The sequence below is a fragment of the Sphingomonas sp. LR55 genome (genome assembly GCF_036856015.1).
GTDB lineage: Bacteria > Pseudomonadota > Alphaproteobacteria > Sphingomonadales > Sphingomonadaceae > Sphingomonas.
The window spans coordinates 3,892,153-3,918,294 of sequence record NZ_JASPFO010000001.1; the positions used below are offsets into that span (position 1 = coordinate 3,892,153).

Below are 26,142 nucleotides of genomic sequence, written 5' to 3' on the forward strand. Positions count from 1 at the left end.
GCTTCGGCGTTACCGCCCAGGCCCAGGTCGCCAATTCGGCCAACGGCGCGAAGCTGCACCACATTGCAGGCACCGGCGGTCCGATGATCGCCGCCAACACCGAGGAAGCCACCGCCGATCTCCGCGCCGACGCGCAGTTCCGCACGCTGTTCCAGACCTGGAAAAAGCTCGATGCGACTCAGCAGGGCGTGATCGCGATCCCGTCGGTCCAGCCGGTCCACTCGCTCTCGTTCACCAGCAATTTCGGCATCCGCTCCGATCCGTTCCGCGGCACTGCGGCGATGCATGCCGGCGTCGACATTCCCGGCCCGGTCGGCACGCCGATCTACGCCACCGCCGACGGCATCATCGCGCACGCCGGTCGCCAGGGCGGCTATGGCAACATGGTCGAGATCAGCCACGGCAAGGGCATCGCGACGCGCTACGGTCATCTCTCGAAGATCCTCGTCGCCGACAACGCCCGCGTCACCCGCGGCCAGCTGATTGCGCTGATGGGCTCGACCGGCCGCTCGACTGGGCCGCATCTTCACTATGAAGTCCGTATCGACGGCCACGCGGTCAACCCGATCCCGTTCCTGACCACCGCTGATTACCTGCTCGCCGCCCAGGACCGCTCGGTCAACGCGATCCCAGTTTCGACGGGTGGCCCTGCCGCACAGGACTAATGTTGACGCAGGCGTAGCCGCTAATCGTAGGGCACACCCCCGTCACCCCGCACCACCCGTCATCCCAGCGAAAGCTGGGATATCCCTCCACGGGGACGGACCATCAGCATGAGATCCCAGCTTTCGCTGGGATGACGGACGAGGCGAAGGCTGCGGAACTTCGACAGGCCTCACGCGTGCCGTCGCCGTCAAGGTTGCCGCGGATAGCGCAACCTCCTATCTCCCAGACATGGCAACGCTGGTTCAAGACATCATCCTCACCCCCTCCGCAGCAGCGCGCGTCGCGGCGATCGCCGTCAAACAGGGGAAGCCGGCGATCCTGCGACTTTCGGTCGACGGCGGCGGCTGTTCCGGGTTCCAGTACAAGTTCGGGTTCGCCGACTCGGTCGAGTCCGACGACGTAATCGCCGAACATGACGGCGTGAAGCTCGTCGTCGACAGCGTCAGCATCGATCTCGTCCGCGGCTGCGCGGTCGATTACGTCGAGTCGCTCGCCGGCGCCGCGTTCAAGGTCGAGAACCCCAACGCCGCCTCGGGTTGCGGCTGCGGCTCCAGCTTTTCGGTCTGACGGTTCATGAAAATCGTCACGTACAACGTCAACGGCATCAAGGCGCGGTTGCCGCGGTTGATAGAGTATCTCGTCGAGGCGCAGCCCGACATCGTCTGCCTTCAGGAACTCAAGTCGAGCGACGACACTTTCCCGATCGCCGATATCGAAGCGGTCGGCTACGGCGCGGTGTGGCACGGCCAGAAGGCCTGGAACGGCGTCGCGATCCTCGCGAAAAGCGGCACGCCGGTGGTCCGCCAGCGCGGCCTCGACGGCGAACCCGAGGACGACCACAGCCGCTATATCGAAGCGGAAATCGATGGCTTGATCGTCGCTGCGTTGTATCTCCCCAACGGCAACCCGCAACCGGGGCCCAAATTCGACTACAAACTCCGCTGGATGGACCGCCTCGCCGACCGCGCACGCGTAATCTTGGCTGAAGAAAAGCCAGCGATCCTCGCAGGCGATTACAACGTCATCGCCAATGACGACGACACCTTCTCCGTCCGCGCGATGCAGGACGATGCGCTGATGCAACCCGAAAGCCGCGAGCATTACCGCGCGCTCGTCGCGCAGGGCTGGACCGACGCGCTTCGCACGCAATTCCCCAAGGGCGGCGTCTGGACGTTCTGGGATTACCAGGCCGGCGCGTGGCAGCGTGATGCCGGGTTCCGGATCGATCACCTGTTGCTCAGCCCGCTGGCCGCCGACCGGATGATCGATGCCGGCGTCGACAAGGCCTATCGCGGCCGTGAAAAGGCCAGCGACCATGCACCGACATGGGTCCGGTTGCGATGAAGGCGCTATCGGTCGCCCTGCTGTCGTTCGCGGCACTGTACGCGACCAGCGCCAGCGCGCAGGACCGCGAATATTGCCCTGAGCGGCCCGGGCTCGACACGCCCGCCTGCACGATCGCGCCGGGTAAGATTTCGGTCGAGACGTCGATCGCAGACTGGACGCGCGACGATCAGCCCGGTTCGCGCGAGGACAACATCCTGTTCGGCGACACGCTGGTCCGCGTCGGCGTGAGCGATACGATCGAGGCGCGGATCGGCTGGACGCCGTTCGGGCATGACCGAAAACGCGACTCGACGGGCGTCGATACGGTCAACGGGGTCGGCGGCGGGTCGCTCGGAATGAAGGCGAACCTGCTCAATCCGGATGGCTCGGGAGTATCGGTGTCGGTGCTGCCGTTCGTGACACTGCCGGTCGGACGGTCTTCGATCGGTGCAGGCGACTGGGGTGCGGGGTTTCTCGTGCCGCTGACCTACGAACTGTCGGACACGGTCTCGCTCGATCTGACACCGGAGATCGATGCGGCGGTCGATCAGGACGGCAATGGCCGGCATCTGGCGTACAGCTCGACCGCCGGCCTGGCGTTCAAGGTCGCGAAGGACTTCACGCTCACCGGCGAAGTGCAGGCGTTGCGCGACAACGATCCCGACCAGCATGCGACGCAGGCGCTCGCCGCGCTGTCGCTGGCGTGGATGGCGAACGACGATCTCCAGTTCGACATCCTCGGTGCGGCGGGGCTCAACGACGACACCCCGGATACGCGGGTGTATGCCGGAATATCGCGGCGGTTCTAGATGTTGGCCGGCCTGTTCCTGCTCCAAGCGGTAGCCGGGCCGCCGCTTCCGCCGGAACTGCGCAAGCGCGTCGCGCGAGCGACGATGCCGTGTCCGGTACAGACCGATCCCTACGTTGAGATCGTCGTCTGCGCGCGACCGACCGACCAGCGGCTCGCCAAGCTTCCCCAGCCGGTCCAGCCACCGCCCTTCGATCCGCTGTCGTTCCGCCTGCCCGGGGGCGGCAAGGGCAACGTCCACGCGATTCGTACCGAACTGCCCGGTGCGGTCGGGCAGGGGGCGCGGTAACGCTGAAGATGCCGTTCGGCAGGGGGAAGCGGGAGTAGCGCGTACACCCCTTCCGTCATCCTGACGAAAGTCAGGACCCAGAGCCAAACGGGGCAGTGTTCGGTACCATGGGTCCTGACTTTCGTCAGGATGACGGAAGGTGAGGGGCAGTCCCCTACAGCGTCCGTTCGTACACCTGATACACCTTGTTCACCCGGCTCTCGATCGTCTCCGCGATCGACCGCATTCCTTGGTTGTCATCGAGGATCCAGCCGATCTCGGCCCGGCTCGCACCATAATTCGCAACCGACGCACGGCGAATATACTCAATCATCATGAAGGCCAGCTGGCTCGCCATCCGCGACGCCTGCAACTCCTTCACCACGCCCATCAACGGCACGCGCACCGTCCGCACCTTGGGCTTGCGCAGCCACCACAACAGCTTGGCCCAGCCGAACGGGAGCAGGCTCCCATTGAGCGGCTTGATCGCCTCGTTCAGGTCGGGAAGCGTGATCATGAAGGCGACCGGCTTGCCGTCCAGCTCGGCGATCCGGATCAGGTCGTTGAAGACGATCGGCTTCAGTTTCACGCCGACGTCCTTGATCTCCGGCGGGGTAAGCGGGACGAACCCCCAATTGTCCTTCCACGCATCGTTGAGGATCGCGAGGATGATCGCCGCCTCCTCCTCGAACTTGGTCTTGTCGACGTTGCGAACGGTGATCTCGCGCGTTCTTCTCGCCCGACTTGATGATGCGCTGGACGATCGGCGGGAACTGCTTCGTCACGTCGACCTCATAGGTCATCAGCTGCTTGATCGGGCGATACTGCGCCCATTCGATCCAGCCGCGATATTCACGCTTGGCGTGGCCCATCATGATCGTCGGCGGATGATCGTAACCGTCGATCAGGAGGCCCGGCTCCTCCCAGATCGACATGCTGATCGGTCCCATCGCGCGCGTCATGCCCTGTTCGCGCAGCCACGCTTCGGCGCGCGCAAGCAGCGCCTGGAAGATGTCCTGCCGCTCCGCCTCCATCAGCCCCCACTGACCGACGCCGGGGCCGAAGCCCTGTTCGGGCGGCATCGTCAGCGCCAGCGTATCGATATGCGCGGAGATGCGCCCGACCACGCGGCCATCTTCCTCGGCAAGGAACAATTGCGCCTTGGCATGGCTGAACCAGCCGTTCTTCTCGGGCGTGATCAGCCCTAGCGCCTCGGACTTCAGCGGCGGCACCCAGTTGGGATCGTCCGCATAAAGCCGGAACGGAAGATCGATGAAGATTTTCCGGTCTTTCTTCGTCTCGACCGGACGGATCGTAAGATTGGCCATGTGTCGTTCCCGAAAGCGCAGTCGAGCGTGTCTAGCCAGCGATGCCGACAAAGGCGAGTACATGCGTTATCGGTCGCACCTGTCACGGTGATCGCGTTTCCTCGGCGGGTGGGTAAGCCGACAACCTGTAAATGCCACGCTGCAGCCATTATCTTCGGGCAATGGATATGCCCATGGACACATCGCTCAGCCTCGCCCGCGGCACGGCCGCTCCCGTTCCGCCGGCCGGCGTCGTACGCGTTGCCGATGACAAGGCGATGCTGCGTGCCGCCGCGGATCTGACGCGCGACCTCGTGAAGCCGCGGCCCGCGGTTTATTGGGGCGACCTGATCGCGTCGATGGTGCTGGGCTATGGCGCGCTGTTCGTGGCAGCAACGAGCGACTCGACGGCGGTCGCGGTGATCGCCGCGGTCGCATCCGTGCTCGGGCTGTACCGCGGGCTGAGCTTCATCCACGAAGTCAGTCACATGAAGCATGCCTCGGTGCCGAACTTCCGACTCGGGTGGAACATCCTCGTCGGCGTGCCGATGATGACGCCGTCGTTCATGTACGAGGGCGTGCACAACCTCCACCATGCCAAGACGCGTTATGGCACGGTCGAAGATCCCGAATATCTGCCGCTCGCGCTGATGAAGCCGTGGACGTTGCCGCTGTTCATCGTCGTGTCCGCACTGGCGCCAATCGCGCTGATCGTCCGGTTCGCGATCCTGTCACCGTTGTCGCTGCTGTCGCCGAAGCTGCGGACGATGATCGTCGACCGCTATTCGGCGCTTGCGATCAACCCTCAGTTCCGCCGTCGCGCGCCCGAGGGCGAGGCGAAGACCTATTGGAACCGCCTCGAGATCGCGGCGAGCCTGTGGGCGATCACGCTGATCGCGATTGCGGTGACGGGCGTGCTGCCGTTGCGAGCGTTCCTGACGATCCTCGGCGTGGCGTCGGCGTTCGCAGTGCTCAACCAGGTCCGCACCTTGGTGGCGCATCTTTGGGAGAATGACGGCGAGCCGATGACGGTGACCGCGCAGTATCTCGACACGGTCAACGTGCCGCCGCCGGCGTTGTTGCCTGCGCTGTGGGCGCCTGTGGGTCTGCGGTACCACGCGCTGCATCACCTGCTGCCAGGACTGCCCTATCACGCGCTCGGTGAGGCACATCGGCGGATTTCCGCGGAGCTTGATGCGATGTCGCCGTATCACAAAGCGAGCTATCCGGGGCTACCGGGGCTGGTGAGCAAGATTGCCCGCAGCACGATGGTTAGGCGCTAACGCTAGTCCGTTGGTCATTCCCGCGGAGGCGGGAACCCATATTTTCTAGCGCGTGCGAATCCATCGCGAAGCTAGCCAGTATGGGTTCCCGCCTCCGCGGGAATGACCAATAGAAGGTTCGCTCTATTCCTCGGACCGGATCAGCACCGCTTCCCCGATAAGGAAGAACAGCAGGAACGGCGCCCACGCCGCCAGGAACGGCGGGTAGGCGCCGAGATTGCCCATCGCCAACGCGAAATTATCTGCGACGAAGAACGCGAACCCCAGGCCCATCCCGATCACCGCGCGCACGAACAGCTTGCCCGACCGCGCGATGCCGAACGCCGCGACCGCCCCCAGCAACGGCATCAGCACCGACGACAGCGGCCCTGACAGCTTGTGCCATAGCGAGCCCTCGAGCGCCTTGGTCGGACGTCCGGCATCGGACAGGTCGCCGATCGCCGCCTTCAACGCGCCGAACGACAGCCCATCCGCATCGACGCTCGCCAGCGTGAACTGATCCGGCCGTACGTCCTTCGCGATCACGATCGAGCCGAGGTTGGTGACGGTACCGCGCGCCACATCGAACCGCGTCGCAGGTTCGACCAGCCAGCCACCACCGGCGCGCTTGCCGTGATCGGCACGCAGGATCGCGACGAGGTTGCCACCGGTACGATCGTACAGCGTGATCCCACCCAGCCGTGTCGCGTCGCCGCGCCCGCGGATCTGATTGACCTCGATCAGGTCGTCGCCGTCGCGCACCCACACGTTGGCACGGTCGCCGCGATCGATCGGCAGCTTGCCGTAATTCACCTTCTGCCACTGGTTCAGCGTTGCGGTCGAACGCGCCACGACCCGGTCGTTGAACGCGAAACTGATCACCGCCACGCCCAGGCTCGCAACCAATAGCGGCGCCAGCACTTGGTGGGCCGACAGCCCCGAGCCCTTCAGCGCGACGATCTCGCTATTCTGGTTCATGGTGATCAGCGTCAGGATCGTGCCCAGCAGCACCGAGAAGGGCAGGAAGCGCGATACGATCTGCGGCACGCGCAGCGCGACATATTGCCAGACCTGGGAGTCGCCATTGCCCGGATAGGCGAGGATGTCGCCCGACTCACTCAGCAGGTCGAGCGCCTGGAGCACCAGCACCAACGCGGCCAGCACGGCGAACGTTCGCACCAGGAACATCCGCCCCATGTAGATCGCGACCGTGCGCGACGGGAAGAAGCTGACGGTTTTCATGCAGTCTTGCTCGTCTGCGACTTGGGCCGGAAGCCCGGAATGCGCTTGGTGATCGCCTTGAACGTTTTCGAGAAGACGCGTTCGAGCGCACCGATCGGTTGCCCGCCAGGGACGTAGGCGATCGTGTAGTACATCCACAGTATCAGCCCGGCGAAGATCGTGAACGGCACCCACAGCGCGATGATCGGGTCGATCCGGCCGAGTTCGCCGACGTCCGCCGCATACTGGTTCACCTTGTGATAGGTGACGATCATCACGATCGACAGGAACACGCCCAGCGCGGACGAAGATCGCTTGGGCGGCACGCCAAGCGCGAGCGCGAGCAGCGGCAACAGGAACATCGTCGCGACCTCGGCGAGGCGGAAATGGAATTCCGACCGGCTGCCGTCGCGCTGCTCCAGCGTCGCACCGCGCTGGCCCTGTTTGGCCAATTCGGGCAGCGTATATTCGAGATTGCGACCGCCGCGGCTGCGGAAGCTCTCGAACTTGGGCAGGTTGATCGGCAGATCGTGGCTGGTGAAGGTCAGCACGCGCGGCGTCTTGAACTCGGGCTTGTCGTGGACGAGCGTGCCGTTGGCGAGGCGGAAGATGATGACGTTGGGATCGTCGGTCGCCAGGAACTTGCCCTTCTCCGCGGTGACGCCCAGCCAGTCGCCGGTCTGGGTCGATGCATGGACGAAGATGCCCGACAGCCCGCGCCCCTTGTCCTTGCTCTCCTCGATCCGCAGCGTCATCCGCTGGCCCAGATTGGTGAACTCGCCGACCTTGATCGATGCGCCGAGCGCCCCTGTGCGCAGTTCGAACCGCAGGCCCTCGTAATAATAGCGGGCGATCGGCTGGACATAGCCGACGATCGCGAGGTTCAGCAGCGCCAGCGCGATCGTGTACATGTACGGCACGCGCAGCAGCCGGTTGTAGCTCATGCCGACGCCGCGCAGCACGTCCAGCTCGGACGAGGTCGACAGCCGCCGGAACGCGAGCAGGATGCCCAGCATCAGCCCGATCGGGATGCCAAGCCCCAGATATTCGGGCAGTAGGTTGGCGAGCATCCGCCACACGACGCTGATCGGGCCGCCTTGCGTCGCGACGAAATTGAACAGCCCGAGCATGCGATCGAGCACAAACAGCATGACGGCGATCAGCAGCGTCGAGAACAGCGGCACCGCGATCAGCCGGGCCATGTAGCGGTCGATGGATTTCATGCGCGGGTTGGGCTCGGTATGCTGGGTCGCGCGGGTATAGGGGCGCACGCGCGAGGCGTCATCCTCAATCGCAACGGATCAGTGAACGATCATTCCGCGGCGATCGGGTGGTTCGTCTCGCGGCGCTCCGTGGCCATCGCCGTCATGACCGCGCGCTCCAGCCCGTTGAGCGTGAAGGGTTTACGCAACACCTCGTGCCCGCCGAACTGCGCGACGTTCACCTCGCCGGCAAACCCGGTGACGAACAGCACCGCGACGTGCGGATAGAGCGGCGAGAGCGCGGCGATCATCTCCGGCCCGGTCTGGCGCGGCATCAGCACGTCGGAGATGATCAGCCCGATCCCGGGGTTCGCCGCCAGTATCGCAGGGGCGGCAAGCGGATCGTCGCACGCGATCGGATGATGGCCGATCTCCTCCAGCGCGCCGGTCGTCGCGGCCAGCACGCGCGGATCGTCCTCGACCACCAGGATCTGCAACGTTTCCGGCACCGTCGGTGCGATCGGCTCGACCATCGCGATCGGGACGGTCGGCAGGGGGAGGGCGACCAGCTCGGCAGCGCGCGGGAGATACAGCGTGACGGTCGTCCCTTCGCCCGGTGCGGAGACGATGCCGACTTCGCCGTGCAACTGCTGGACCAGCGCGAAGATCTGGCTGAGGCCCAGCCCTGTGCCCTTGCCGACCTCCTTGGTGGTAAAGAACGGCTCGAACACGCGCTCGGCCACATCAGGCGCCATTCCGCAGCCATCGTCGCCGACCATGATCGTGACGTAGTCGCCCGCCGCGCACCGCCCGACCTGCTCCGCCACTAGCGTCGTCGTGCTGGTCGCGACGGTCAGCGTGCCGCGCCCGTTCATTGCGTCGCGCGCGTTGACCGCCAGGTTCAGCACTGCGTTCTCCAGCTGGACGCGGTCGGCGCGGACGCACCCGCCCGCCGCATCGTCGCGCACGATGACGGTGATCGCGTCCCCCAGCGTACGGTCGAGCAGGTCCGACATCCCCGCGACCAGCGCGGCGGCGTCGATCGTCTCCGCCTTCAGCGAATCCTCGCGACTGAAGGCGAGCAGCCGGCGGGTCAGCGCCGCCGCGCGGTTCGCGCCCTCGGTCGCGCTGTCGATATGGCGACGGACGCTAGCCGGATCGCTCGCCAGATTGCGCCGCGCGAGTTCGAGGCCGCCTAGCACCACCGCCAGCATGTTGTTGAAGTCGTGCGCGATCCCGCCGGTCAGCTGGCCGACCGCCTCCATCTTCTGGATCTGGCGCAGCTTAGCCTCCTGCACGCGCAGTTCGGCGGTGGCGGCAGCGACCGCGGTGGTCAGCTCGTCCGCACGTTCGCGTTCAAGCTCGGCATCGGCCAGCGCGGTCGCCCGATCGCCGACCGCACGGATCGTGAACCAGCCGAGCAGGATCGCGCCCAGCACGATCAGCACGCCAAAGATGGCAAGCACGCCCGCTACCCAGCTAGACCGTTCGACCGACCCCATCGCCGCCGCCGTCCGGTCGTCCAACAACGCGCGCTCGCCGGCGATCAGCGTGTCGAGCGTCTTGTTGATCTCGATGAGCGTCGGCGCCTTTCGCCCCTGGTAATAGCGTGCAAGCGCCTGGCCGTTCTTGCCGTAGCGCGTGTTGAGCGCTGTCAGCGACAACTCGCGGCCGCGCGCGTCATAGGCCGTCCGAAGGCGATCGACTCGCGGCTGTTGGTCGGGATTGTCGTTGGTGATCCGGTCGAGCCGGTCGATCTGCGTCCCCGCGAGCAGCCATTCGTCGAAATACAGCTGGCCCAGCTGCTTGTCGCCGCTGATGACATAGCGCCCGAGCGACGCCTCCGACCGCGCGATCGTCCCCGACAGCGTCCGCGCGAGGATCATCACGTCATAGCTGTGCGCCTGGAGTTCGAGTGCCCGATCGCGCTGGCGATTGGCGTGGCCGAGCGTCACGATTAGCGCAATGAGCACGGCAGCACCGAGCAGGCCCATCACGACCAGCATGGCTATGCGCCATCTCGCCCCGCCCCCTGGGCCGCCATCTCGACCTCGTCTTGCGTCACGGCCGGCATCCTAACGCGTCGTTGCTCACACGCAATGACTTGGAATGCCAGTACGGATCGAACATTTCACGGATGTTTCCTCCCCCCGCAGGAGGAGGAAACCGTCAGCCGATCACGCCGACGGCGCCGCCAGCCGTCTCGAACATCCCAAGGATCGTCGTGATCTGCTCGTCCGTATGCTCCGCACACAGTGAGCATCGTAGCAAGAACGTCCCAGCCGGCGTCGCGGGCGGGCGCGCCATGTTCACGTACAACCCGCCCTCGAGCAGCGACTGCCAGATCGCGATCGCCTGTTCCTGGTCGGTCAGGATCACGGCGATGATCGCCGAATCGGACGTCTCGGTGCCGAGCTTGAAGCCCATCGCCTTCAGACCGCCGTGCAACCGACGTGCGTTCTTCCAGAGCTGCGCACGCTTGTCGTGCGCGGTCATCAACTTGCGGATCGAGGTCGCGGCGGTCGCGACCACCGACGGCGGCAACGACGCGGTGAAGATGTACGGACGGCAGGCGAACCGCACCATCTCGAACTTCGGGTGGTTCGACACGACGAATCCGCCGACCGTGCCGACCGACTTCGAGAAGGTGCCCACGACAAAATCGACCTCGTCGGTCAGCCCCATCTCCTCGTACACGCCGCGCCCATTGGGGCCGAAGAATCCCATCGAATGCGCCTCGTCGACCAGCACCATGCAGCCATGCTTCTTGGCGACTGCGACCATCTCCTTCAGCGGGGCGATGTCGCCGAGCATCGAATAGACGCCTTCGAGCACCACCAGCTTGCCGGCTTCCTTCGGCAGGCGACCGAGCCGCTTGTCGAGGTCCTGCACGTCGTTGTGGCGGAAGCGGACGATCTCGGCATTGCCCTGCTTGCAGCCGTCGTAGATCGACGCGTGGCTGTCGGCGTCGAGGATGACGTATTCGCCCTTGCCGGCGAGCGTCGAGATGATCCCGAGGTTCGCCATGTACCCGGTCGAGAACACGATCGCGCCGGTCATGTCGTAGAATTCGCGGAGCGCCTGTTCGACGTCGATATGGTCATGGAACGTGCCGTTGAGCATCCGGCTGCCGTTGGTGCCCGACCCGAACGCGTCGAGCGCGTCCTTGCCCGCCTGGATGACGTCGGGGTCGAACGTCATGCCCATGTAGTTGTAGGTGCCGAGCAGGATCGTGTCCTTGCCGCGGATCACCGCCTGAGTCGGGCCCTTCACCTCGTCCATCACGATCGCGAACGGATTGCGCACGCCGCTGGCGATCAGCGCCTCGCGTTCGGCGATAAGCGCGTCGAATTTCGACATCAGGTCGCGTTCGGGGGCGACCTCTGGAGCGTCGACGGGGAGGGCGTGGGCGGTGGTGGCGGCTTCGGTCATATCGGATTCCATGAGGTTGGAATGTGTCGTCTTTCCCCCACCCCGTTCGGGCTGAGCGAAGTCGAAGCCTCGCCTCACGGGGCCACCCTTCGACTTCGCTCAGGGCGAACGGGGAGGGTAGTGTTAGGCGGTCTTCAACTTCGCGACCGCGTCGACCAGCTGGCCGACCGTCTCGATCTCGGCCTGCATGTTCATCGTGATGATGATGTCGAACTCGTCCTCGATCGCGGCGACGAAATCCATGACGGTCAGGCTGTCCCATTCCAGGTCGCCCTGGAACGTCGTCGCATCGGTGAGCGAGGCGTTCTTCTTGTTGAACGGCTCGATCTGCGCGGTGACGGTGTCGTAGATCTGCTGGCGGTCGCTCATGATAATCCCTTCGGTGTCGCAGCGATCCCTGACAGGGAATTGCGGCGGCTTTTCGGCGCTATAGCAGCCCGGCGGCGCGATACCACGCCGCGGTTTGCGCGAGTGCCTGCGGGGTCGGGACGGACGGCGTCCACAGCGCGGCCGGCGGCGGCTTGTGCGAGACCCAGTCGGGGTGGCAGAAATAGCTGACCCGGTCGCGCGTGAGCTTGGCCTTGCTGCGACGGACGAGCCGGTCGGCGGCGGACGCGACCTTCAGGAGTGCGCGGGGTGTCGAGAACACCTTGACCGGCTTGCCCACGGCCACGCCGATCGCGCGTGCGAAGTCGCGGTTGTCCCAGCCGTTCGGCACCCCGTCGTCGGGCTCCATGATAGACGGCGCGTCAGCACTCTCGGCGAGCGTGAGCAACAGCGTGGTCAGGTCCTCGACATATAGGAGCGAGACGCGCGTGCCTGCCGGGGGCATCGGCAGATACCCCGACCGTGCCGCCTTGAAGAGATCGAGAATATCATGATCGCGCGGACCAAAGATCGCGGGTGGACGGACGATGGTCCAGTCCAACCCCGATGTCTGGACGCGCGTCTCCGCCTCGGCCTTCGACCAGCCGTAGTTCGACAGCGTCGGCTCGCGTGCGGCGAGCGAGGAGACGTGGACGAAGCGGCGACTGCCGGCCGCTCGCGTCGCCTGAAGGATGCCTTCGGTTCCGGCGACGTTACCCTCGGCAAAGCCCGCCCGATTGGCCGCGTTGACGACACCGGCGACGTGGATCACCACGTCCGCGCCTTCGACCAAGGTCGCGAGGCTCTTGGGGCGATCGAGTGCGCCTTCGATCCAGGTCACGCCGATGCGCTTGGCCTGCGGCTTCCGCGCGAGCGCACGGACGGTGTGCCCGGTCTCCAGCGCGTGGTCGATCAGGTGGCTGCCGACGAACCCGGTGCCGCCCGTGATGGCGAGAATCATGAGCCCATTCCCCAGACAGAAGCTTGTTCACCCGCGAAGGCGGGTGCCCAGACTGGGCACCCGCCTTCGCGGGTGAACAATGCTTGGCCGATCATACGAGCGCCAGATGATTGCGGTGCACAAGCGCGGATCTTGGAGCATACCCAAGGATCGCCGCATGATCGTCGCTATGGCGACCAAGCAGACGCGCGGTGTCGGCCGCATCATATTCTGCAAGTCCCCGCGCGACCGTCCCGTTTGGTCCTTCGATCGTGACCAGATCGCCGCGCATGAAGCCGCCATCGATTCGAGTCGCGCCCGTGGCGAGCAGACTCCGACCCTGGCCGAGCGCAGACGCAGCCCCCGCATCGACATGGATCGCACCCTTCGCGGTAAGCCCCCGCAAGCCAGGCCTTCCGTGCAGACGCCGTCCGCTCAGCCGTAAAGATCGTATGACGGGCAGGGGTCGACAGCGGATGCTCGATCCGCCCCGACGCTATCGCCAGCGGAATGCCTGCTCCGGTCGCGATCCGCGCTGCGGCGATCTTCGAGGCCATGCCACCCGAACCCATGCCGGAACCCGAGCCGTCGTCCGCCATCCCCGCAACCGCGTCGATCCGCGGCACGCTGGCGATATGCGTGGCGGACGGATCAGTATGCGGGTTGGCGGTGTAGAGCCCGTCGACGTCGGACAGCAGGATCACGCCCTGCGCGCCGGCGGCCTGCGCGACGCGGGCAGCAAGGCGGTCATTGTCGCCGAACCGGATTTCCTCGGTCGCGACGCTGTCGTTCTCGTTGATGACGGGAACGACCTTGAGGGACAGCAGCCGGTTGAGCGTCGCCGCGGCGTTGAGATAGCGGCGCCGGTCTTCGAGATCGTCCAGCGTGACGAGGATCTGCGCGGCGTTCAGCCCCTGCGCGGCGAGCAGTTCAGCCCAGACCTGACTGAGCGCGATCTGGCCGGTGGCAGCGGCGGCCTGTGCGTCCTCGAGACTGGCCCGGCCACCCTTGGGGAGACCCAGCCGCCGAGCGCCAAGGGCAATCGCGCCAGACGACACGATCGCAACCTGCTGGCCTTCACCAGTCCGAGCAGCAATGTCAGCCACAAGTCCCGTGAGCCACTCCCGCCGAACGCTCCCATCAGGATCGATGAGCAACGCCGACCCGATCTTAACGATCAGCCGCGCACACGAAGACGGGGGAAACATCACGCATTCCCCTCCCGCTTGCGGGAGGGGTTAGGGGAGGGGCGGGCGTGACCTGTCGGCAAGAAAGCCCTCCCCGACCCCTCCCGCAAGCGGGAGGGGAGAAATCTGGAACCAACCCTCTCCCCGCAGGGGAGAGGGCTAAGACGGCACCTAAAGCGGCGACCATGCGACCGGCACTTCGCCTTCTTCCAGTTCCTTCGCCGCGCCCGGAGCCGGCCCGATCGCCTCGATCAGCTGGTCGAGCACCGCCTCGATACCAGCGCCGCTCGCCCCCGAAATCGCCATCACCTCGGCACCACTGGCTTCGGCCAGCTCCGCCGACAGCGCCGCGATCAGTTCGGGATCGAGCATGTCGATCTTGTTCAGCGCGACGATCACCTTCTTGTCGGTCAGCCCCTCGCCGTAATTTTCCAGCTCGTCGCGCACGATCCGGTACGATTCGGCCACGTCACGGTCGTTCGCATCGACCAGATGCAGCAGCACCCGGCACCGCTCGATGTGCCCGAGGAACCGATCGCCGATCCCCGCACCTTCGGCCGCACCCTGGATCAGCCCCGGAATATCCGCGACCACGAACTCGCGCTGCTTGTGGCGCACCACACCCAGCTGCGGGCGGGTAGTGGTAAAGGCGTATTCGCCGACCTTCGCCTGCGCGTTCGTCACCTGGTTGATGAAGGTCGACTTGCCCGCATTCGGCAGCCCGACGAGGCCCGCATCGGCGAGCAACTTCAGCCGCAGCCAGACCCACGCCTCGCCGAACGGCCAGCCGGTGCCGTGCTGACGCGGAGTGCGGTTGGTCGACGTCTTGTAGCTCGCATTGCCGCGCCCGCCGTCGCCGCCGCGGAACAACACTTCGCGCTGGCCGACTTCGGTGAAGTCGATCAGCACCTCTTCCTTGTCCTCCGACAGCACCTGCGTGCCGAGCGGAACGCGAATGACGAGGTCCTTGCCGCCCGCGCCGGTACGGTTCGAGCCCGACCCGCCCGAGCCGCGGGGCGCGCGGAAATGCTGGGTGTAGCGGAAGTCGATCAGCGTGTTCAGGCCGGCGATGCACTCGAACACGATGTCGCCGCCCTTGCCGCCATTGCCGCCGTCGGGGCCGCCATATTCGATATATTTCTCGCGGCGGAAGCTGACGGCACCGGGGCCGCCCTCACCCGAACGTACGTAGATCTTGGCTTGGTCTAGAAAATGCATCGCCGCCCCATAGCGAAATTGGCGAAAATCTCCACCCTCTGCGACTCGGCTCCCGATTTGCTCTCTGGTTCGAGCGTGTCAGCAGCGAGGAGGGTGGCAGCGTCCTTGCTCGCGAGCAGTGCGTCGAGCGCGAGTTCGCGCGCCTTGCCGACCGGCAGCCCCAGCGCGCGCGCCATCGGTGCTCCCATCAGCGCATCGCCGAGCGCCATCAGCACCAGCGTCAACGTCTGCTCCTGGATCGGCTGGTCGCCGGGCATGTCACCCTCCGCCAGTTCATCGACGAGGTCGTGGATCGCGGTCAGGATCGGATCGAGCGCATTGGTATTGCCCGACAGGATCATCCAGCTCGCCAGCGCGCCCGCGCCACCTTTGCCGAACGCGTCGAAGGTCATCTCGACGACCTCGCGCGGGTCGAGTTCGCCCGCCCGCACGCGCAACACCGCGGCGCCGATCGTCCCGACGATGTCCGCCGCCATCCGCGTGATCAACGCGGTATGCAGCGCCTCCGCCGAGCCGAAATGGTGAAGCAGATTGGCGTGCGTGCGCCCGATCCGGCCCGCGACCGCCTTCAACGTGACCGCGCTGGGCCCGCTCTCGACGAGCAGCGCGCGCGCAGCCTCGACGGCCGCTTCACGCGATTCGGTGGGGGAGAGGCGCTTGCGCGGTGTTGACGTCACAGACCGGGAAACCTATTTACATCAATGTAAGTAACGAGTGTTCATTCCTGTTTGGAGGTTTCCGTGGCGAAAGCAACCACGCCTGCCGATCTGACGATCACCCCACGCGACCGCCGCTTTGGCCGCGGCGCCGATATCCGTCGCTGGTGGCTGAACGACGATCCCGTCGCGACCGCGTTCTACAACGCGCTGTCGGTGACGTTTCCCAAGGGCGAGGGCTATTTCGTCGACAGCGTCCGTAAGTTTCGCGAGGGCACGCCGCCTAAACTGCACGCCGAGATCAACGCCTTTATCAAGCAGGAGGTGATCCACACGCGCGAGCACGTCGCCTTCAACCGCCACGTGACCGACCAGGGTTACGACGTCGCGCCGCTGATGGCCGATGTCGATGCACAGTTGGCGATCACCAAGGACAAGCCAGAGATCGCGAGCCTTGCCGCGACCACCGCGCTCGAGCATTTCACCGCGATGCTGGCGCACGAACTGATCGCCAACCCGAAGCATCTGGCGGGAGGCGACGAGCAGGCGGCGGCATTGTGGCTGTGGCACGCAGCCGAGGAGATCGAGCACAAGGGCGTCGCCTACGACACCTGGCTGCACGCGACTCGCGACTGGCCGCGACTGCTGCGGTGGCGGATCAAGTCGAAGGTGATGCTGATCACGACGTGGCGCTTCTTCACCGGGCGTGCGCGCGGAATGGCGGAACTGCTGCGGCAGGACGGGCTGACCGGGCCGCGCGTTTGGGCGCGGATGGCGTGGTACGCGTTCGGCAATCCGGGGATGGCGCGGAAAGTTGCGGGTGTGTGGGCAGCGTATTTCCTGCCGGGCTTCCACCCATGGAAGCACGACGATCGCGCGCTGATCGGGCTGGCGGAGAGCGAGTATGAAGCGGCGGTGCTGCCGGTGGCGAAGCGGGTGGTGGCGGTGGCCTGAGTCCGGACTCCCGGCTTCTATCTCCCTCCTAGTTCTCCCGCGAAGGCGGGAGCCCAGGATACCAAATGACACCGCCCGTGATTCCTGGACCCCCGCCTTCGCGGGGGAACAGTTAGTGAAGAGCAACTGCCCGCCTAAACATACACCCCACCCCGGCGAAGGCCGGGGCCCAGTTGGAAAGGTTGCAGTAACGGAGGGCTATCCTCTGTTAGAGACGTCCCCCAACTGGGCCCCGGCCTTCGCCGGGGTGGCGTACCTTTAGAGGGTAGCGAATCTCCGACTTACGCCGCCAAAGGCATCGGCGCACATCGGTCGTCATCCAGATCCAGCTCGAACATCACCGCCGGCGCCTCGCCACCCCGCCCGCGCGACGTCCGTGGTTCGACCCGCCCCGTGGGCCGAAACCCGAGCTTCGCCAGCACGCGCCCCGACGCCGGATTATCCACGAAATGAAACGCATCCAGCCGCCGCAAGCCCAGCGCATGCCGCGCCATTGCCACCACCGCCTCGCCAGCCTCGGTCGCATAACCGCGACCCCAGGCGTCAGGCGCCAGCCAATAGCCGAGCTCATGTCCCGCATCGGCCACGCGGATACCGATCCCGCCAACGAGTCGCGGTGCGCCCGCTTCCATCGTCTCGATCATGAAATGTGGGTCGTGCGGCCCACGCGGCTGCGCCAGAAACGCCTCGGCGTCCCCCAGCGCATACGGCCAAGGCGCTCGCGCCAGCTTCGCGACCACCGACTCATGGCCGATCGCCCGCGCCAATGCGGGCGCATCTTCCGGCCAACCCGGCCGCAACGTCAGTCTCTTGGTGCGCGCGAACACGGCTCTCTCCTATCGCGTCGTTGGCTGCGCGCATGCCACGTCGGGATGACGGGACCGCGACAGCCGCGTGGAGGGAGCAATAAAAAGGGAGCCGGGGTGACCCGTCTCCCTTGTTCAGGTTCGCTTTCGCGACCCGGGTCACCCTGGTGGGCAACCCGGATGGTTACCCGATGTTATTCGGCTGCTACCGGCATCTCTGCCGTGTCGTTCGCTGCCAGCTCGACCGAGCAGAATTTGCGCCCGAGTTTGCCCTGGCTGAACACGACGCGGCCATCGACCAGCGCGAACAGCGTGTGGTCGGTACCGATACCGACGTTCGTGCCTGGGTAGAACTTCGTCCCGCGCTGACGCACGAGAATGTTGCCGGCGACGCACGCCTGGCCACCGAACTTCTTGACGCCGAGACGACGACCGGCCGAATCGCGACCGTTGCGCGAAGAGCCGCCTGCTTTCTTATGTGCCATCTAAAGCTACTCCTTATGCCTGAGCGGCGGGGGCGGTGTCGCCCTCGTTGCTCTTTGCAGTCTGGCCGCCGACCGACACGATCTTCAGGATCGTATGCTGCTGGCGATGGCCGTTCTTACGACGATAGTTATGACGACGACGCTTCTTGAAGACGATGACCTTGTCCGCCTTCGCCTGCGCGATGATCTCTGCAGCGACGACGAAGCCCTCGACGGACCGCAGCTCCGAGCCTTCGCCCGCCAGCAGAACGTCACCAAGCGTCACTGACGCACCTGCATCGCCCTCGATCTTCTCGATGACGATCTTATCTCCGGCGGCGACGCGATACTGCTTGCCGCCCGTGCGCACGACTGCGAACATGGCCCTTGTCACTTTCCAAATACATGTGCCCCACGAACGCAAGGTCCGCCGGGAGAAGCCGGGCAGCTAAGGGAGGGGGCAGAGTTGTCAACCGCGAAGGGGCGCGGGAGGGTGGTAAAGATGGAGAGCGTGGTGTCGTCTACCGCACCGTCCCCAAATTGTTTCCCGGCGAAGGCGGGGACCCAGACCGAACTGCTGCCTTCGCGGGAGAACAAGCGTCTTTAGGCGACGGCGCGATTCGCCTCAGTGCCGGTGAACCTGCCGCAGCGCGTACCGGCCATCCGCATAGTCGCTGAACAACCCCGAGATCGCCGGATGATCGACCGGCTCGTCGCTATCGTCCGGCACCAGATTCTGCTGGCTCACATACGCGACGTAGCTCGACTCCATGTTCTCCGCGAGCAGATGGTAGAACGGCTGATCCTTGCGCGGACGGATATCCTCCGGAATCGCCGCATACCATTCGTCGCTGTTCGCGAACACGGGATCCACATCGAAGATCACCCCGCGAAAATCGAACAGCCGGTGCCGCACGACGTCGCCAATCGAGAAATTCGCATGCGAGATCGGCGGCGCGACCACCTCGACGGGGATGAGCGGGCTGGTGATGTCGTGAGCGATACTGTCGTGTCGGGGCATATCCGCCAATTTAGGGTCTGTTTTGCGCCGCACAAGGAAAACGCGCCAGCTGGAGCCCGCAACCCCGAAATCCGCTTGCGTCTCTTGGGGCACTTCATTAGAGGCCGCGCTTCGACCGATCGGAGGGACTGTTCGCAGCACCTTGGATGACCTGCGGAGAGGTGGCAGAGTGGTCGAATGTACCGCACTCGAAATGCGGCGTACCCGCGAGGGTACCGTGGGTTCGAATCCCACCCTCTCCGCCACAAACTACTGTAATTGTTAGATAATTTCGCCTTCGGGCAGGGCTTGCCCTACTTTCTGCCCTGCCAGAAGGGATTCGCTGTCAACCGATCGCTTGTTTGATCGCGCCACTGTTCGCCCTGATGTAATTCATCAGCGCTTTCCCGCCGACTCCGCTGTCGAGACCCTTCGACACAAAGTCGCCAGCATCAATAGCGTTGACGACCTTAAGGTTTACCGGGACACCGCCGCCGCCCAGCCCACCGTTCGCCCGGTGCCGAGCGTCGCCGCGGGTCAATATCTCTTCACCCTTCTGCGCGATGATGGGCACCTCGTCGGGTCGGAGTCCTGCAATGCCGCCGGTGTGGAACCGGGCTGCAGCGGCGAACACGTTCGGGTTAAGAAGACGAGTTCCGGAGGTGTTCTGGCCTGCAATGCCCCCGGTGTGATTTGCGGGGACAGGCGTGGGAACGGCGACGCCTACCGCACTGAGAATGCCCTTAGCGATATTGAGTGCGATCTGCTGCAGGATCATCTGGGCGATCAGGCGCAGGAAGTTCGCTGCGAAATCCAAGAACGCATCTTTTAGCGCACTGAACGCATTTTGGCCGTCGACTAGCGCCTGCACGAAGCCGTCAACGGATGAGGTGAGGGCGTTCGCGAACGCCTGCGCGATCTGCTCCGCTGATATGTTGAGGACGGTTCCCCATTCCTGAGCAGTCTGGTTCACCATCTGGAGTTTCAGCAGAATCGCATCGATCTGTGCGCCCGTCAGCGCGAGCGGGTTGGAGTCCGGCGATAGCGCCTTGTAAAACGCGACCGCCTTGTCGATCGCGCCCTGCAACTGGCCGTTCACCTGCCCCAGCAGCGGCAGCAACTGGTTGGCTTCGGCATCCAACCCGTTGTCGCGGAGGAACGTGATCTGGTCCCGCATGGCGTCGCGCTGCGCGGTCAGATCGGCCACTGGCTTGTCGACGTTGTTCCGCTTGGCGTCGAACGCATCCTTCGCGTGGGCGGCATCGAAATACGCACCCGTGACGCCCTTCAGCGCCTCGATCCGCAGCGCGAGACCCGCGTCGGCAGGATCGACACCGGCCTGCGTGGCGTCGGTCTTCGCCTTCCGAACGGCGTCCTCGATGGCCGCCTGACGCTGTGCGGCCAGCAGCAGTTCGCCGGTGAGGCCAACCTGCTGCTTCAACTGGTCGGTGTCCTGCGTGGTGGCAGCCGTCGACTGGTCGAGCTTCGCCAGATACGCGTCACGCTTATCGGCCAGTTTCTGCTGCGCGTCGTCGTAGTTGCCGATCGCATCAGCCTGGTCGACCTGGAACCGCGACTTGCCGTCGGCGGGGAACAGCCCCTTGGTCGGATCTACCGGCTTCCCGTTGACGGTGACCGTGTAGTGCAGGTGCGCGCCGGTGCTGTTGCCGGTGTTGCCCGACTTCGCGATCGCCTGACCGGCCGTGACGACCTGCCCCTTTTCGACCACGCTGTTGTCCGACAGGTGGCCGAACTTCGATATGACCCCCTTGCCGTGGTCGATGTAGACGAACTTGCCCAGCTTGGAGTCGGTGCCGGTCTCGACCACGACGCCGTTCGCCGGCGCACGGACGGTGGTGCCGGCGGGTACTGCGTAATCGACACCCTTGTGGAACGTCGACGCACCAGCCTTCGGGGCGGCACGCGCACCGAAGCCGGACGAAATGCGACCGTCCACCGGCGCCTGGAACACCGTCTGCTTGGCGAGCCGTTCGCGTTCGCGCTTGGCCTCGTCAGCCGCGCGTTTCGCTTCATTCGCTTCACGCTTCCGTTCGTCGGCCGCCTTCTTCAGGGCTGCCGTCCGCGCCTCTTCAGCCTTCTGGCCAATGTACGCCTGTTTCGCGGCGTCGCTGGCGAACTTGAAGTTCTTCTCGACATACTCGGTAGCCGTGCGTCGGGCCTCGTTCGTTGCCTCGAGCACGGTCTTTTCGGACTTGGCGGCATCCGTCGCGGTGAGGAGGTCAGCCGACTGCTTCTTCTGCAGTTCACCGCGGATGGCAACCGTGTCGTTGACCTTCGCCTGTACGCCGTTGAGCTTGTCCAGGTCAGCCTGCCACCCGGCGACCTGCTTCCGGATCTTGACGATGTCCTGCTCGTACGCGGCTGCCAAATTCGGCTGTGCCGCCTTCGCGCCTTCCAGGTTGCCGATGACCGTGTTCGCGCGGGCGATTTGCGCACTGATGTCGCCCGCGGACTTCGCGCCGGCGATCGCACGAATGGCCTGCGACGCGATGCGACCGAGGCCATCAAGCTCCTTCGCGATTTCCTTGATCGGCGCCGTATCCGACAGCACGTTGAGGAAGTCCTGCCACGCGCCGCCCAGCGACCGCGCGGCCTCCGACCAGCTGCCGCGCATCTTGTTGGCGGCGTCTTCCTGCTGATCGCTGAAGATACGCAGAGCCTCGTTCCGCGCTTCGGCCGCCTTGCCCTGGTCGAACAGGGACTTGATGTTGTCACGCTGGGCGGACGTGAGGAAGTTCGTCGCGTCGTCCAGCTTCTTGACGCTGTCGTACCCGCCGGTGAACGCCTCACCAACCTGCTGCGCGGCATCGACTACCTTGATGCCCAGCACGTCGGCCAGATCCTGCGCGGCCTTGCCGAACTCTACGATGCGGGTCGGATCAACGCCGTCTTTCACGAATCCGCGCACCACGGTGACCGCGTCGGCTGCCGACAGGCCATAGTGGTCGAGGGCTTCCGACGCCTCGCTGAGTTGCTTCGCGCCGTACGTGGCGCCGTCAGCCGATGCAGCCAGCAGCCCCATGAACTTCCGGGTGCGTTCGGCTTCGTCGCCGGCGTTCTTCAGGGCGAGCACGACTGCGCCGACGGTCACCACGAACCCGAGTATTACGGGATTCGTAAAGGCGGATACGATGGCAGAACCGACGCGTGGGAAGATCTGAATGATCTGGCCGGCCTGCTGGCCTAACGTCTGCGCAAGCGACGTGCCCGACGCCAACTGGGTGGCGACGTCATTGACCTGGTAGCCGAGGTTCTGCAGTTCGTAGGGCTTCAGGCCGAACAGCGACGGCTTACCGCCCGCGCCGATGCCGTTACGCCCGTTCAGCGCCGCGGCTGCACTAGCGGCGTTGCCCTTCAGCAGCGCGGTTGCACCAGCCAGTTCGGTCGCGCTGATCTTCCCAGCGCGATACAGGCGGTCGGCTTCGGCCAGTTCGGTGTTCAGCTTTTCCTGAATCGCGCCCATCGGATTCAGTTCGGCGCGCAGCCGTGCGGTCGCTGCCGTCAGTTCCTTCTCGGCTCGCGCGGCTTCCGTGGCAGCCGTCTCCTCGTCGCGCAGCTGCTGGGCGAACGCGGTGTCGGCTGCCTTCGGCACGCTGCCACCATTGCCTTCGATCCGGCCACGGGCACGCAGGGCGTTATTCGTCAGTTCGGCTGCCTGTGCGCGATCGCGTTCCGCCGCAGCAGCTGCCTCCGACGCTGCCGCCTGCTTCTCCAACGCAGCGAACGTGGCACCGTTGTCGGTCGCTGCGCCGCGGTCGGTGCCGGTTGCACGCGCGATGTTCCGCATGACGCTGGCGTTACGCTGCGCGGCTGCCGTCTGGTTGTCGAGCGATCGCGCGTAGTCGTTGGCCTCGCCGCTGGCGAACGTGCTGACGGCACCGGCTAGGCGGGTCTGCCGCTCCAGTTCGGCCATGCCAGACGCTGCGCGGGTGTATCCGACCTCCTGCTGGGCGATCGTGCGCTGCAGTTTGCCGGCTTCCGACTCGAGTCGGCCCATCTCAGTCGTGACTTCGGCAAGTTGCGCCCGTAAAATGTCGGTGGCGCCGCGATTAATTAGCGCATCTACTATTGCAACCCGCAGTTGATCCGCCGCACGCGCCGCGCTGCTGGGCCTCCAGCGCCGAATACTGCTCCTTGCTGGCAGCGATGGCGCGGTTCTGCCGCTCAAGGGCTTCCGCGCCACCGTCGGTCGCGGCAGCGGTTTTCGCGTAGGCCTTGTCCAAGGACGCCAGAACGCCGAGGATCTGCTGCATCCCGGTCGCCGCGGTCTCGCTGCCGGCGGCGACACGCTTCTGGGTGCCGATTAGCTGCTCGAGCGCACTGCCGATCGCGGTGACAGCCTTGGTCGCCTCGTCGCGAGCTCGGATTACGAGGACGCTGTCGACTTGGGGACGTGCACTCATTGGAGGCTGCCCGCTTCGTTACCGAAGCCTGGAACGACCGCCGAGACGAAGATATTCGCAATGCTTTGTGAAGGATGCCTGCTCAGGGTTTCCCTTACGATCGCCGCCGCTCGGATCAGTGTCATGAGCCCGGATGGGACCTCGTCTAGAGGGCAACCGCTGCTTGTTGCCACAACATCCCGCGCAACGTCACCGTCCACGGCCATTTGCGACACAGCAAATGCAATGTCGTTGGTCGTTATCGTCGGCCGTTCTGCTGCGGCGGTGAACGCCGATGGGTGGCGTTGAATGATCTGCTCGAGCTCGCGAAGGGTTAGGGCGTTTGACAAGTTGCGGCACTCCCGTTTTGCAAATGGCATGCCGTAAGTATCATGTACTAAGCCAATCACCGAATAGTCAGGACCCGTCGAACTGTTTCAACCTGCAGTTGAAATACACGTAGTCGTCACTGAGCAATATATGCGCTTGAAATTCAAGCTTGATCTCGACTCTGATTCAAAGTTACAAAGCGTTTACCAAGATTATGTCTCTTGGAGCGGACCGAAAGGTTTCGTGTAGTGGACATGCCCACGATTTTCGGTAAACGGGAGTCGGTCGGGCGATAGTAAGGGCTTCTAGCCAATCGTGTCCGCTACACGATTTTCCGCTTATTATCGTCCGGCTACCATTCGGAAAATGGGAGCCGGGTATAAACTTTAGCGGAGTGTTACCCATGACCAACGAAATCAACGAAAATGCTATCACGCGCGCCGAGATCGTCAGCTACGCACAGATGTCGGAAACTGGTGACTACGGTGCGGACTGTGCGACTGGTCGACTCATGGCTGACGCGCTCGTCCTAAAGATGGCAACTGTAGAGAATACCACGCCTGCGCTCTCTCACATTGTCCACGAGATGATAAAGATTGGGAGGTGGGGTGCCGTACACATTGGTTTTTTCAGCGTTTAGCCGATCGGTCGGCGCAAGCGCTGACATGATACGCGACGAACGACCAGTCGTTCACGCTGAGTTCTGGAGCCTAAAACGCGTTGTCGAGGTTACTGGTGTTTCCAAGACGGAGGTTTATCGTCAGATGAATCTTGGCCTGTTCCCAAGATCGAACGGCTACCGTGATACACCAAAGAAGCGTTTTTGGTTGTCGAACGATATTAAGCGATGGCAGCAGGAACAGTTCGCAACGCGGCGTCCCGATATTGATGCAGAACTCGACAATGACTTTGACGAGCTTCTCAACTCATAGTTGTATTAGGCCTCCATAATTACGATTCTCGTCCGATTGCGGCTATGTACGACTCGTCCTGTACTGGGTGTGGGCTGGTGCAAACTGTGCTCGCCCACATGCTTTCAGGACATCGGACCACCAGTCAGGACAACGAACATGGCCAACGCCAAACCACGCCCAACCGGCAACGATACCCTTGAAATCGATCGCAAGCGGCTTCCCGACGGAAAGACGAACTTTTCACCCAGCGGCGCGCTACCGGACCCCGTAATCCGAGAATCCGGCATCATGCCGCTGAAGGCAATCAATTCCATCACGTACGGCGCGCAGCAGACTGCAGTGCCAGGCTCGCTGTTCGTTCCGCCCACGGCGGCGGCCCGCATCGAACTACTGCAGGGTCAGTATCCACCCGCGGAAGAGCCTTCGACGGCTGAGCTCTCTTTGTTTGCAGACGCGCAGACAGAGTTCGCCTGAACGAGTTGGTCGCCTGCGGCTTCACTCCACCGCAGGCGGCCTTCATATCAAATTGAGTAGGAGGCAGGCGAAATGGCCGAAGTGATCAGCGACTCATATGCTCAAATCATGCGTAAGGGGACGGCGTTCACCGCCCCCGCGCGGACGCAGGAAGCAGGTCTCAAGCCGCTCAAGGCGACTGGGCAAATTTTGTATAATGCGAAGGAAGCTGTTCGCGGCAGCGTTCTGAAGAATGACGTTCGCTCAGTCGAGCCGAGATCGCTTTTCATGCCGGTAACCGCAGCCGAGCGGCGCGAACTGTTGCTGGGTGAATTCCCGATTGCAGTAGAGCCCACGGTCGCTGAGATCACTGCATTCGGCTAATATACGAAAAGGGCGCCCAAGTTTCCTCGGGCGCCCTTCCAGTTCGAGCTGTGCTTGGGAGCGGCTCGTTCTGTCTCGTGAAACTAGATACCGTTCGACAGGTTCGTGTCGGGATCGTTCGTCCGCATATCGTCAGCTTGATTCTGACCGGTTGCGCGGACGGCGTCAGCTTTGTTCTCGAGGCGCGCTTCGGCAGCTGGGTTGCTGACGTTGTCCGCAGCGTCTTCTAGGTTATCTGCGACAGCCTCGGTGTTGGACTCAATGTTATCAGCTGCCTGCTCGCGGGGGCTGGAGTTGCATGCCGACAGCGAAAAAAGCCCTGCTGCCATCGCGATAACGAATGCCTTCTTCATATTCCGTCCCCTGTCGTTCGTTGCGAACTAGGCAGACTAGAATTCTGTGCAGGGTGATTTGTTCCGTCGCGCTCAGCGTTGCGGGCACACTTAATCTATGTTCGTGAGGATATGTCGTTTAAATACAACGTATCAAATCGGTTCGAGTTTTGATTGACCCTTTAGATTAGAAAGACTTCGATCTGTTTGTCGGCCTGGGGAGGCCGAATCAGGAGGGGTGTT

The 26,142-nt window shown here is 64.2% G+C and carries 26 protein-coding genes, 1 tRNA gene and 3 pseudogenes; 12 read left to right on the forward strand and 18 right to left on the reverse strand.

The window, feature by feature from the left end; all coding sequences use genetic code 11:
- Positions 1 to 74: 74 nt before the first annotated feature.
- The 5 genes and pseudogenes from QP181_RS18845 to QP181_RS18865 all read left to right on the forward strand — a co-directional run.
- Positions 75 to 665, forward strand: a pseudogene (locus QP181_RS18845) (M23 family metallopeptidase); the annotation flags it as partial.
- 229 nt (positions 666 to 894) lie between these two features.
- On the forward strand, positions 895 to 1,233 hold the full coding sequence (gene erpA / locus QP181_RS18850; RefSeq protein WP_056057508.1) for an iron-sulfur cluster insertion protein ErpA: 339 nt from the start codon (positions 895 to 897) through the stop codon (positions 1,231 to 1,233).
- 6 nt (positions 1,234 to 1,239) lie between these two features.
- Positions 1,240 to 2,010 carry an exodeoxyribonuclease III gene (gene xth, locus QP181_RS18855; RefSeq protein WP_333929469.1) on the forward strand — a complete coding sequence of 257 codons (771 nt, stop codon included), beginning with the start codon at positions 1,240 to 1,242 and terminating at the stop codon, positions 2,008 to 2,010.
- Positions 2,007 to 2,801: a transporter gene (locus QP181_RS18860; protein WP_333929470.1), complete on the forward strand. Its 795-nt coding sequence runs from the start codon at positions 2,007 to 2,009 to the stop codon at positions 2,799 to 2,801. The genes xth and QP181_RS18860 overlap by 4 nt, the downstream gene beginning before the upstream one ends.
- A gap of 3 nt (positions 2,802 to 2,804) precedes the next feature.
- Positions 2,805 to 3,089 (forward strand): hypothetical protein, encoded by a 285-nt coding sequence (locus tag QP181_RS18865; protein ID WP_333929471.1) that lies wholly within the window; start codon positions 2,805 to 2,807, stop codon positions 3,087 to 3,089.
- A 154-nt stretch (positions 3,090 to 3,243) separates the two neighbouring features.
- On the opposite strand, the pseudogene QP181_RS18870 reads toward QP181_RS18865, so the two are convergent.
- Positions 3,244 to 4,396 (reverse strand): annotated as a pseudogene (locus QP181_RS18870) (GNAT family N-acetyltransferase).
- 173 nt (positions 4,397 to 4,569) lie between these two features.
- On the opposite strand from QP181_RS18870, the gene QP181_RS18875 reads away from it, so the two are divergent.
- Complete coding sequence (locus QP181_RS18875; RefSeq protein ID WP_333929472.1) at positions 4,570 to 5,658, forward strand: fatty acid desaturase family protein; 1,089 nt, start codon at positions 4,570 to 4,572, stop codon at positions 5,656 to 5,658.
- A 123-nt stretch (positions 5,659 to 5,781) separates the two neighbouring features.
- On the opposite strand, the gene lptG is transcribed toward QP181_RS18875, so the two are convergent.
- The 9 genes and pseudogenes from lptG to QP181_RS18920 form a co-directional block, all read right to left on the reverse strand.
- A complete protein-coding gene (gene lptG, locus QP181_RS18880; RefSeq protein ID WP_333929473.1) occupies positions 5,782 to 6,879 on the reverse strand; it encodes an LPS export ABC transporter permease LptG in 1,098 nt (365 codons plus the stop codon).
- A complete protein-coding gene (gene lptF, locus QP181_RS18885; RefSeq protein WP_333929474.1) occupies positions 6,876 to 8,081 on the reverse strand; it encodes an LPS export ABC transporter permease LptF in 1,206 nt (401 codons plus the stop codon). The genes lptG and lptF overlap by 4 nt, the downstream gene beginning before the upstream one ends.
- Before the next feature lie 89 nt (positions 8,082 to 8,170).
- Positions 8,171 to 10,066: an ATP-binding protein gene (locus tag QP181_RS18890; RefSeq protein ID WP_333929475.1), complete on the reverse strand. Its 1,896-nt coding sequence runs from the start codon at positions 10,064 to 10,066 to the stop codon at positions 8,171 to 8,173.
- 163 nt (positions 10,067 to 10,229) lie between these two features.
- Positions 10,230 to 11,492: a serine palmitoyltransferase gene (gene spt / locus QP181_RS18895; protein ID WP_333929476.1), complete on the reverse strand. Its 1,263-nt coding sequence runs from the start codon at positions 11,490 to 11,492 to the stop codon at positions 10,230 to 10,232.
- Positions 11,493 to 11,615: 123 nt separating this feature from the next.
- Positions 11,616 to 11,861, reverse strand: a complete 246-nt coding sequence (locus tag QP181_RS18900) for an acyl carrier protein (RefSeq protein ID WP_333929477.1) — start codon at positions 11,859 to 11,861, stop codon at positions 11,616 to 11,618.
- A gap of 58 nt (positions 11,862 to 11,919) precedes the next feature.
- Positions 11,920 to 12,819, reverse strand: coding sequence for an NAD-dependent epimerase/dehydratase family protein (locus QP181_RS18905; RefSeq protein ID WP_132896218.1), 900 nt, complete (start codon positions 12,817 to 12,819; stop codon positions 11,920 to 11,922).
- A 91-nt stretch (positions 12,820 to 12,910) separates the two neighbouring features.
- Positions 12,911 to 14,006 (reverse strand): annotated as a pseudogene (proB, locus tag QP181_RS18910) (glutamate 5-kinase).
- 150 nt (positions 14,007 to 14,156) lie between these two features.
- Entirely contained in the window at positions 14,157 to 15,203 is a 1,047-nt protein-coding gene (gene obgE / locus QP181_RS18915; RefSeq protein WP_056055836.1) for a GTPase ObgE, read from the reverse strand.
- Positions 15,191 to 15,880 (reverse strand): TetR/AcrR family transcriptional regulator, encoded by a 690-nt coding sequence (locus QP181_RS18920; protein ID WP_333929478.1) that lies wholly within the window; start codon positions 15,878 to 15,880, stop codon positions 15,191 to 15,193. Before QP181_RS18920 ends, obgE begins: the two co-directional genes overlap by 13 nt.
- Before the next feature lie 63 nt (positions 15,881 to 15,943).
- Between QP181_RS18920 and QP181_RS18925 the strand changes: the two genes are divergently transcribed.
- Complete coding sequence (locus QP181_RS18925) at positions 15,944 to 16,813, forward strand: metal-dependent hydrolase (RefSeq protein WP_277983611.1); 870 nt, start codon at positions 15,944 to 15,946, stop codon at positions 16,811 to 16,813.
- Between the two features lie 281 nt (positions 16,814 to 17,094).
- Here QP181_RS18925 and QP181_RS18930 read toward each other — a convergent pair whose 3' ends face one another.
- The 4 genes from QP181_RS18930 to hspQ all read right to left on the reverse strand — a co-directional run bounded on the left by QP181_RS18930 (position 17,095) and on the right by hspQ (position 19,104).
- Positions 17,095 to 17,640, reverse strand: coding sequence for a GNAT family N-acetyltransferase (locus tag QP181_RS18930; protein WP_333929479.1), 546 nt, complete (start codon positions 17,638 to 17,640; stop codon positions 17,095 to 17,097).
- Positions 17,641 to 17,813: 173 nt separating this feature from the next.
- Positions 17,814 to 18,104: a 50S ribosomal protein L27 gene (gene rpmA, locus QP181_RS18935; protein WP_132738101.1), complete on the reverse strand. Its 291-nt coding sequence runs from the start codon at positions 18,102 to 18,104 to the stop codon at positions 17,814 to 17,816.
- 13 nt (positions 18,105 to 18,117) lie between these two features.
- Positions 18,118 to 18,465 carry a 50S ribosomal protein L21 gene (gene rplU, locus QP181_RS18940; protein ID WP_107963253.1) on the reverse strand — a complete coding sequence of 116 codons (348 nt, stop codon included), beginning with the start codon at positions 18,463 to 18,465 and terminating at the stop codon, positions 18,118 to 18,120.
- A 243-nt stretch (positions 18,466 to 18,708) separates the two neighbouring features.
- Positions 18,709 to 19,104, reverse strand: coding sequence for a heat shock protein HspQ (gene hspQ, locus QP181_RS18945; protein WP_132738318.1), 396 nt, complete (start codon positions 19,102 to 19,104; stop codon positions 18,709 to 18,711).
- A 155-nt stretch (positions 19,105 to 19,259) separates the two neighbouring features.
- Between hspQ and QP181_RS18950 the strand changes: the two genes are divergently transcribed.
- Positions 19,260 to 19,349, forward strand: a tRNA-Ser gene (locus tag QP181_RS18950).
- 80 nt (positions 19,350 to 19,429) lie between these two features.
- Here the strand turns inward: QP181_RS18950 and QP181_RS18955 are convergent.
- From QP181_RS18955 to QP181_RS18965, 3 genes are read right to left on the reverse strand one after another with little or no spacing between them, the layout of a single operon-like run.
- Positions 19,430 to 23,272 (reverse strand): peptidoglycan DD-metalloendopeptidase family protein, encoded by a 3,843-nt coding sequence (locus QP181_RS18955; RefSeq protein ID WP_333929480.1) that lies wholly within the window; start codon positions 23,270 to 23,272, stop codon positions 19,430 to 19,432.
- Positions 23,154 to 23,507: a hypothetical protein gene (locus tag QP181_RS18960; protein WP_333929481.1), complete on the reverse strand. Its 354-nt coding sequence runs from the start codon at positions 23,505 to 23,507 to the stop codon at positions 23,154 to 23,156. Before QP181_RS18960 ends, QP181_RS18955 begins: the two co-directional genes overlap by 119 nt.
- Positions 23,504 to 23,866: a hypothetical protein gene (locus QP181_RS18965; protein ID WP_333929482.1), complete on the reverse strand. Its 363-nt coding sequence runs from the start codon at positions 23,864 to 23,866 to the stop codon at positions 23,504 to 23,506. The genes QP181_RS18960 and QP181_RS18965 overlap by 4 nt, the downstream gene beginning before the upstream one ends.
- A 353-nt stretch (positions 23,867 to 24,219) precedes the next feature.
- Between QP181_RS18965 and QP181_RS18970 the strand changes: the two genes are divergently transcribed.
- The 4 genes from QP181_RS18970 to QP181_RS18985 all read left to right on the forward strand — a co-directional run bounded on the left by QP181_RS18970 (position 24,220) and on the right by QP181_RS18985 (position 25,567).
- Positions 24,220 to 24,456: a hypothetical protein gene (locus QP181_RS18970; RefSeq protein WP_333929483.1), complete on the forward strand. Its 237-nt coding sequence runs from the start codon at positions 24,220 to 24,222 to the stop codon at positions 24,454 to 24,456.
- 25 nt (positions 24,457 to 24,481) lie between these two features.
- A complete protein-coding gene (locus tag QP181_RS18975; RefSeq protein ID WP_333929484.1) occupies positions 24,482 to 24,748 on the forward strand; it encodes a helix-turn-helix transcriptional regulator in 267 nt (88 codons plus the stop codon).
- A 138-nt stretch (positions 24,749 to 24,886) separates the two neighbouring features.
- Complete coding sequence (locus QP181_RS18980) at positions 24,887 to 25,204, forward strand: hypothetical protein (protein WP_333929485.1); 318 nt, start codon at positions 24,887 to 24,889, stop codon at positions 25,202 to 25,204.
- Between the two features lie 72 nt (positions 25,205 to 25,276).
- Positions 25,277 to 25,567: a hypothetical protein gene (locus QP181_RS18985; RefSeq protein WP_333929486.1), complete on the forward strand. Its 291-nt coding sequence runs from the start codon at positions 25,277 to 25,279 to the stop codon at positions 25,565 to 25,567.
- 83 nt (positions 25,568 to 25,650) lie between these two features.
- On the opposite strand, the gene QP181_RS18990 is transcribed toward QP181_RS18985, so the two are convergent.
- Entirely contained in the window at positions 25,651 to 25,920 is a 270-nt protein-coding gene (locus QP181_RS18990) for a hypothetical protein (RefSeq protein WP_333929487.1), read from the reverse strand.
- Between the last annotated feature and the right edge of the window lie 222 nt (positions 25,921 to 26,142).

Bases quoted from the DNA above. Each gene is read 5' to 3' on its own strand.
- QP181_RS18965 (WP_333929482.1), bottom strand. From the start codon at position 23,866: ATGCCATTTGCAAAACGGGAGTGCCGCAACTTGTCAAACGCCCTAACC.
- xth (WP_333929469.1), top strand. From the start codon at position 1,240: ATGAAAATCGTCACGTACAACGTCAACGGCATCAAGGCGCGGTTGCCG.
- lptG (WP_333929473.1), bottom strand. From the start codon at position 6,879: ATGAAAACCGTCAGCTTCTTCCCGTCGCGCACGGTCGCGATCTACATG.
- hspQ (WP_132738318.1), bottom strand. From the start codon at position 19,104: ATGCCCCGACACGACAGTATCGCTCACGACATCACCAGCCCGCTCATC.
- rpmA (WP_132738101.1), bottom strand. From the start codon at position 18,104: ATGGCACATAAGAAAGCAGGCGGCTCTTCGCGCAACGGTCGCGATTCG.
- QP181_RS18975 (WP_333929484.1), top strand. From the start codon at position 24,482: ATGATACGCGACGAACGACCAGTCGTTCACGCTGAGTTCTGGAGCCTA.
- QP181_RS18890 (WP_333929475.1), bottom strand. From the start codon at position 10,066: ATGCTGGTCGTGATGGGCCTGCTCGGTGCTGCCGTGCTCATTGCGCTA.
- QP181_RS18900 (WP_333929477.1), bottom strand. From the start codon at position 11,861: ATGAGCGACCGCCAGCAGATCTACGACACCGTCACCGCGCAGATCGAG.
- lptF (WP_333929474.1), bottom strand. From the start codon at position 8,081: ATGAAATCCATCGACCGCTACATGGCCCGGCTGATCGCGGTGCCGCTG.
- erpA (WP_056057508.1), top strand. From the start codon at position 895: ATGGCAACGCTGGTTCAAGACATCATCCTCACCCCCTCCGCAGCAGCG.
- QP181_RS18985 (WP_333929486.1), top strand. From the start codon at position 25,277: ATGGCCGAAGTGATCAGCGACTCATATGCTCAAATCATGCGTAAGGGG.
- QP181_RS18980 (WP_333929485.1), top strand. From the start codon at position 24,887: ATGGCCAACGCCAAACCACGCCCAACCGGCAACGATACCCTTGAAATC.
- rplU (WP_107963253.1), bottom strand. From the start codon at position 18,465: ATGTTCGCAGTCGTGCGCACGGGCGGCAAGCAGTATCGCGTCGCCGCC.
- QP181_RS18990 (WP_333929487.1), bottom strand. From the start codon at position 25,920: ATGAAGAAGGCATTCGTTATCGCGATGGCAGCAGGGCTTTTTTCGCTG.
- QP181_RS18860 (WP_333929470.1), top strand. From the start codon at position 2,007: ATGAAGGCGCTATCGGTCGCCCTGCTGTCGTTCGCGGCACTGTACGCG.
- QP181_RS18905 (WP_132896218.1), bottom strand. From the start codon at position 12,819: ATGATTCTCGCCATCACGGGCGGCACCGGGTTCGTCGGCAGCCACCTG.
- obgE (WP_056055836.1), bottom strand. From the start codon at position 15,203: ATGCATTTTCTAGACCAAGCCAAGATCTACGTACGTTCGGGTGAGGGC.
- QP181_RS18960 (WP_333929481.1), bottom strand. From the start codon at position 23,507: ATGAGTGCACGTCCCCAAGTCGACAGCGTCCTCGTAATCCGAGCTCGC.
- QP181_RS18875 (WP_333929472.1), top strand. From the start codon at position 4,570: ATGGACACATCGCTCAGCCTCGCCCGCGGCACGGCCGCTCCCGTTCCG.
- spt (WP_333929476.1), bottom strand. From the start codon at position 11,492: ATGACCGAAGCCGCCACCACCGCCCACGCCCTCCCCGTCGACGCTCCA.
- QP181_RS18970 (WP_333929483.1), top strand. From the start codon at position 24,220: ATGACCAACGAAATCAACGAAAATGCTATCACGCGCGCCGAGATCGTC.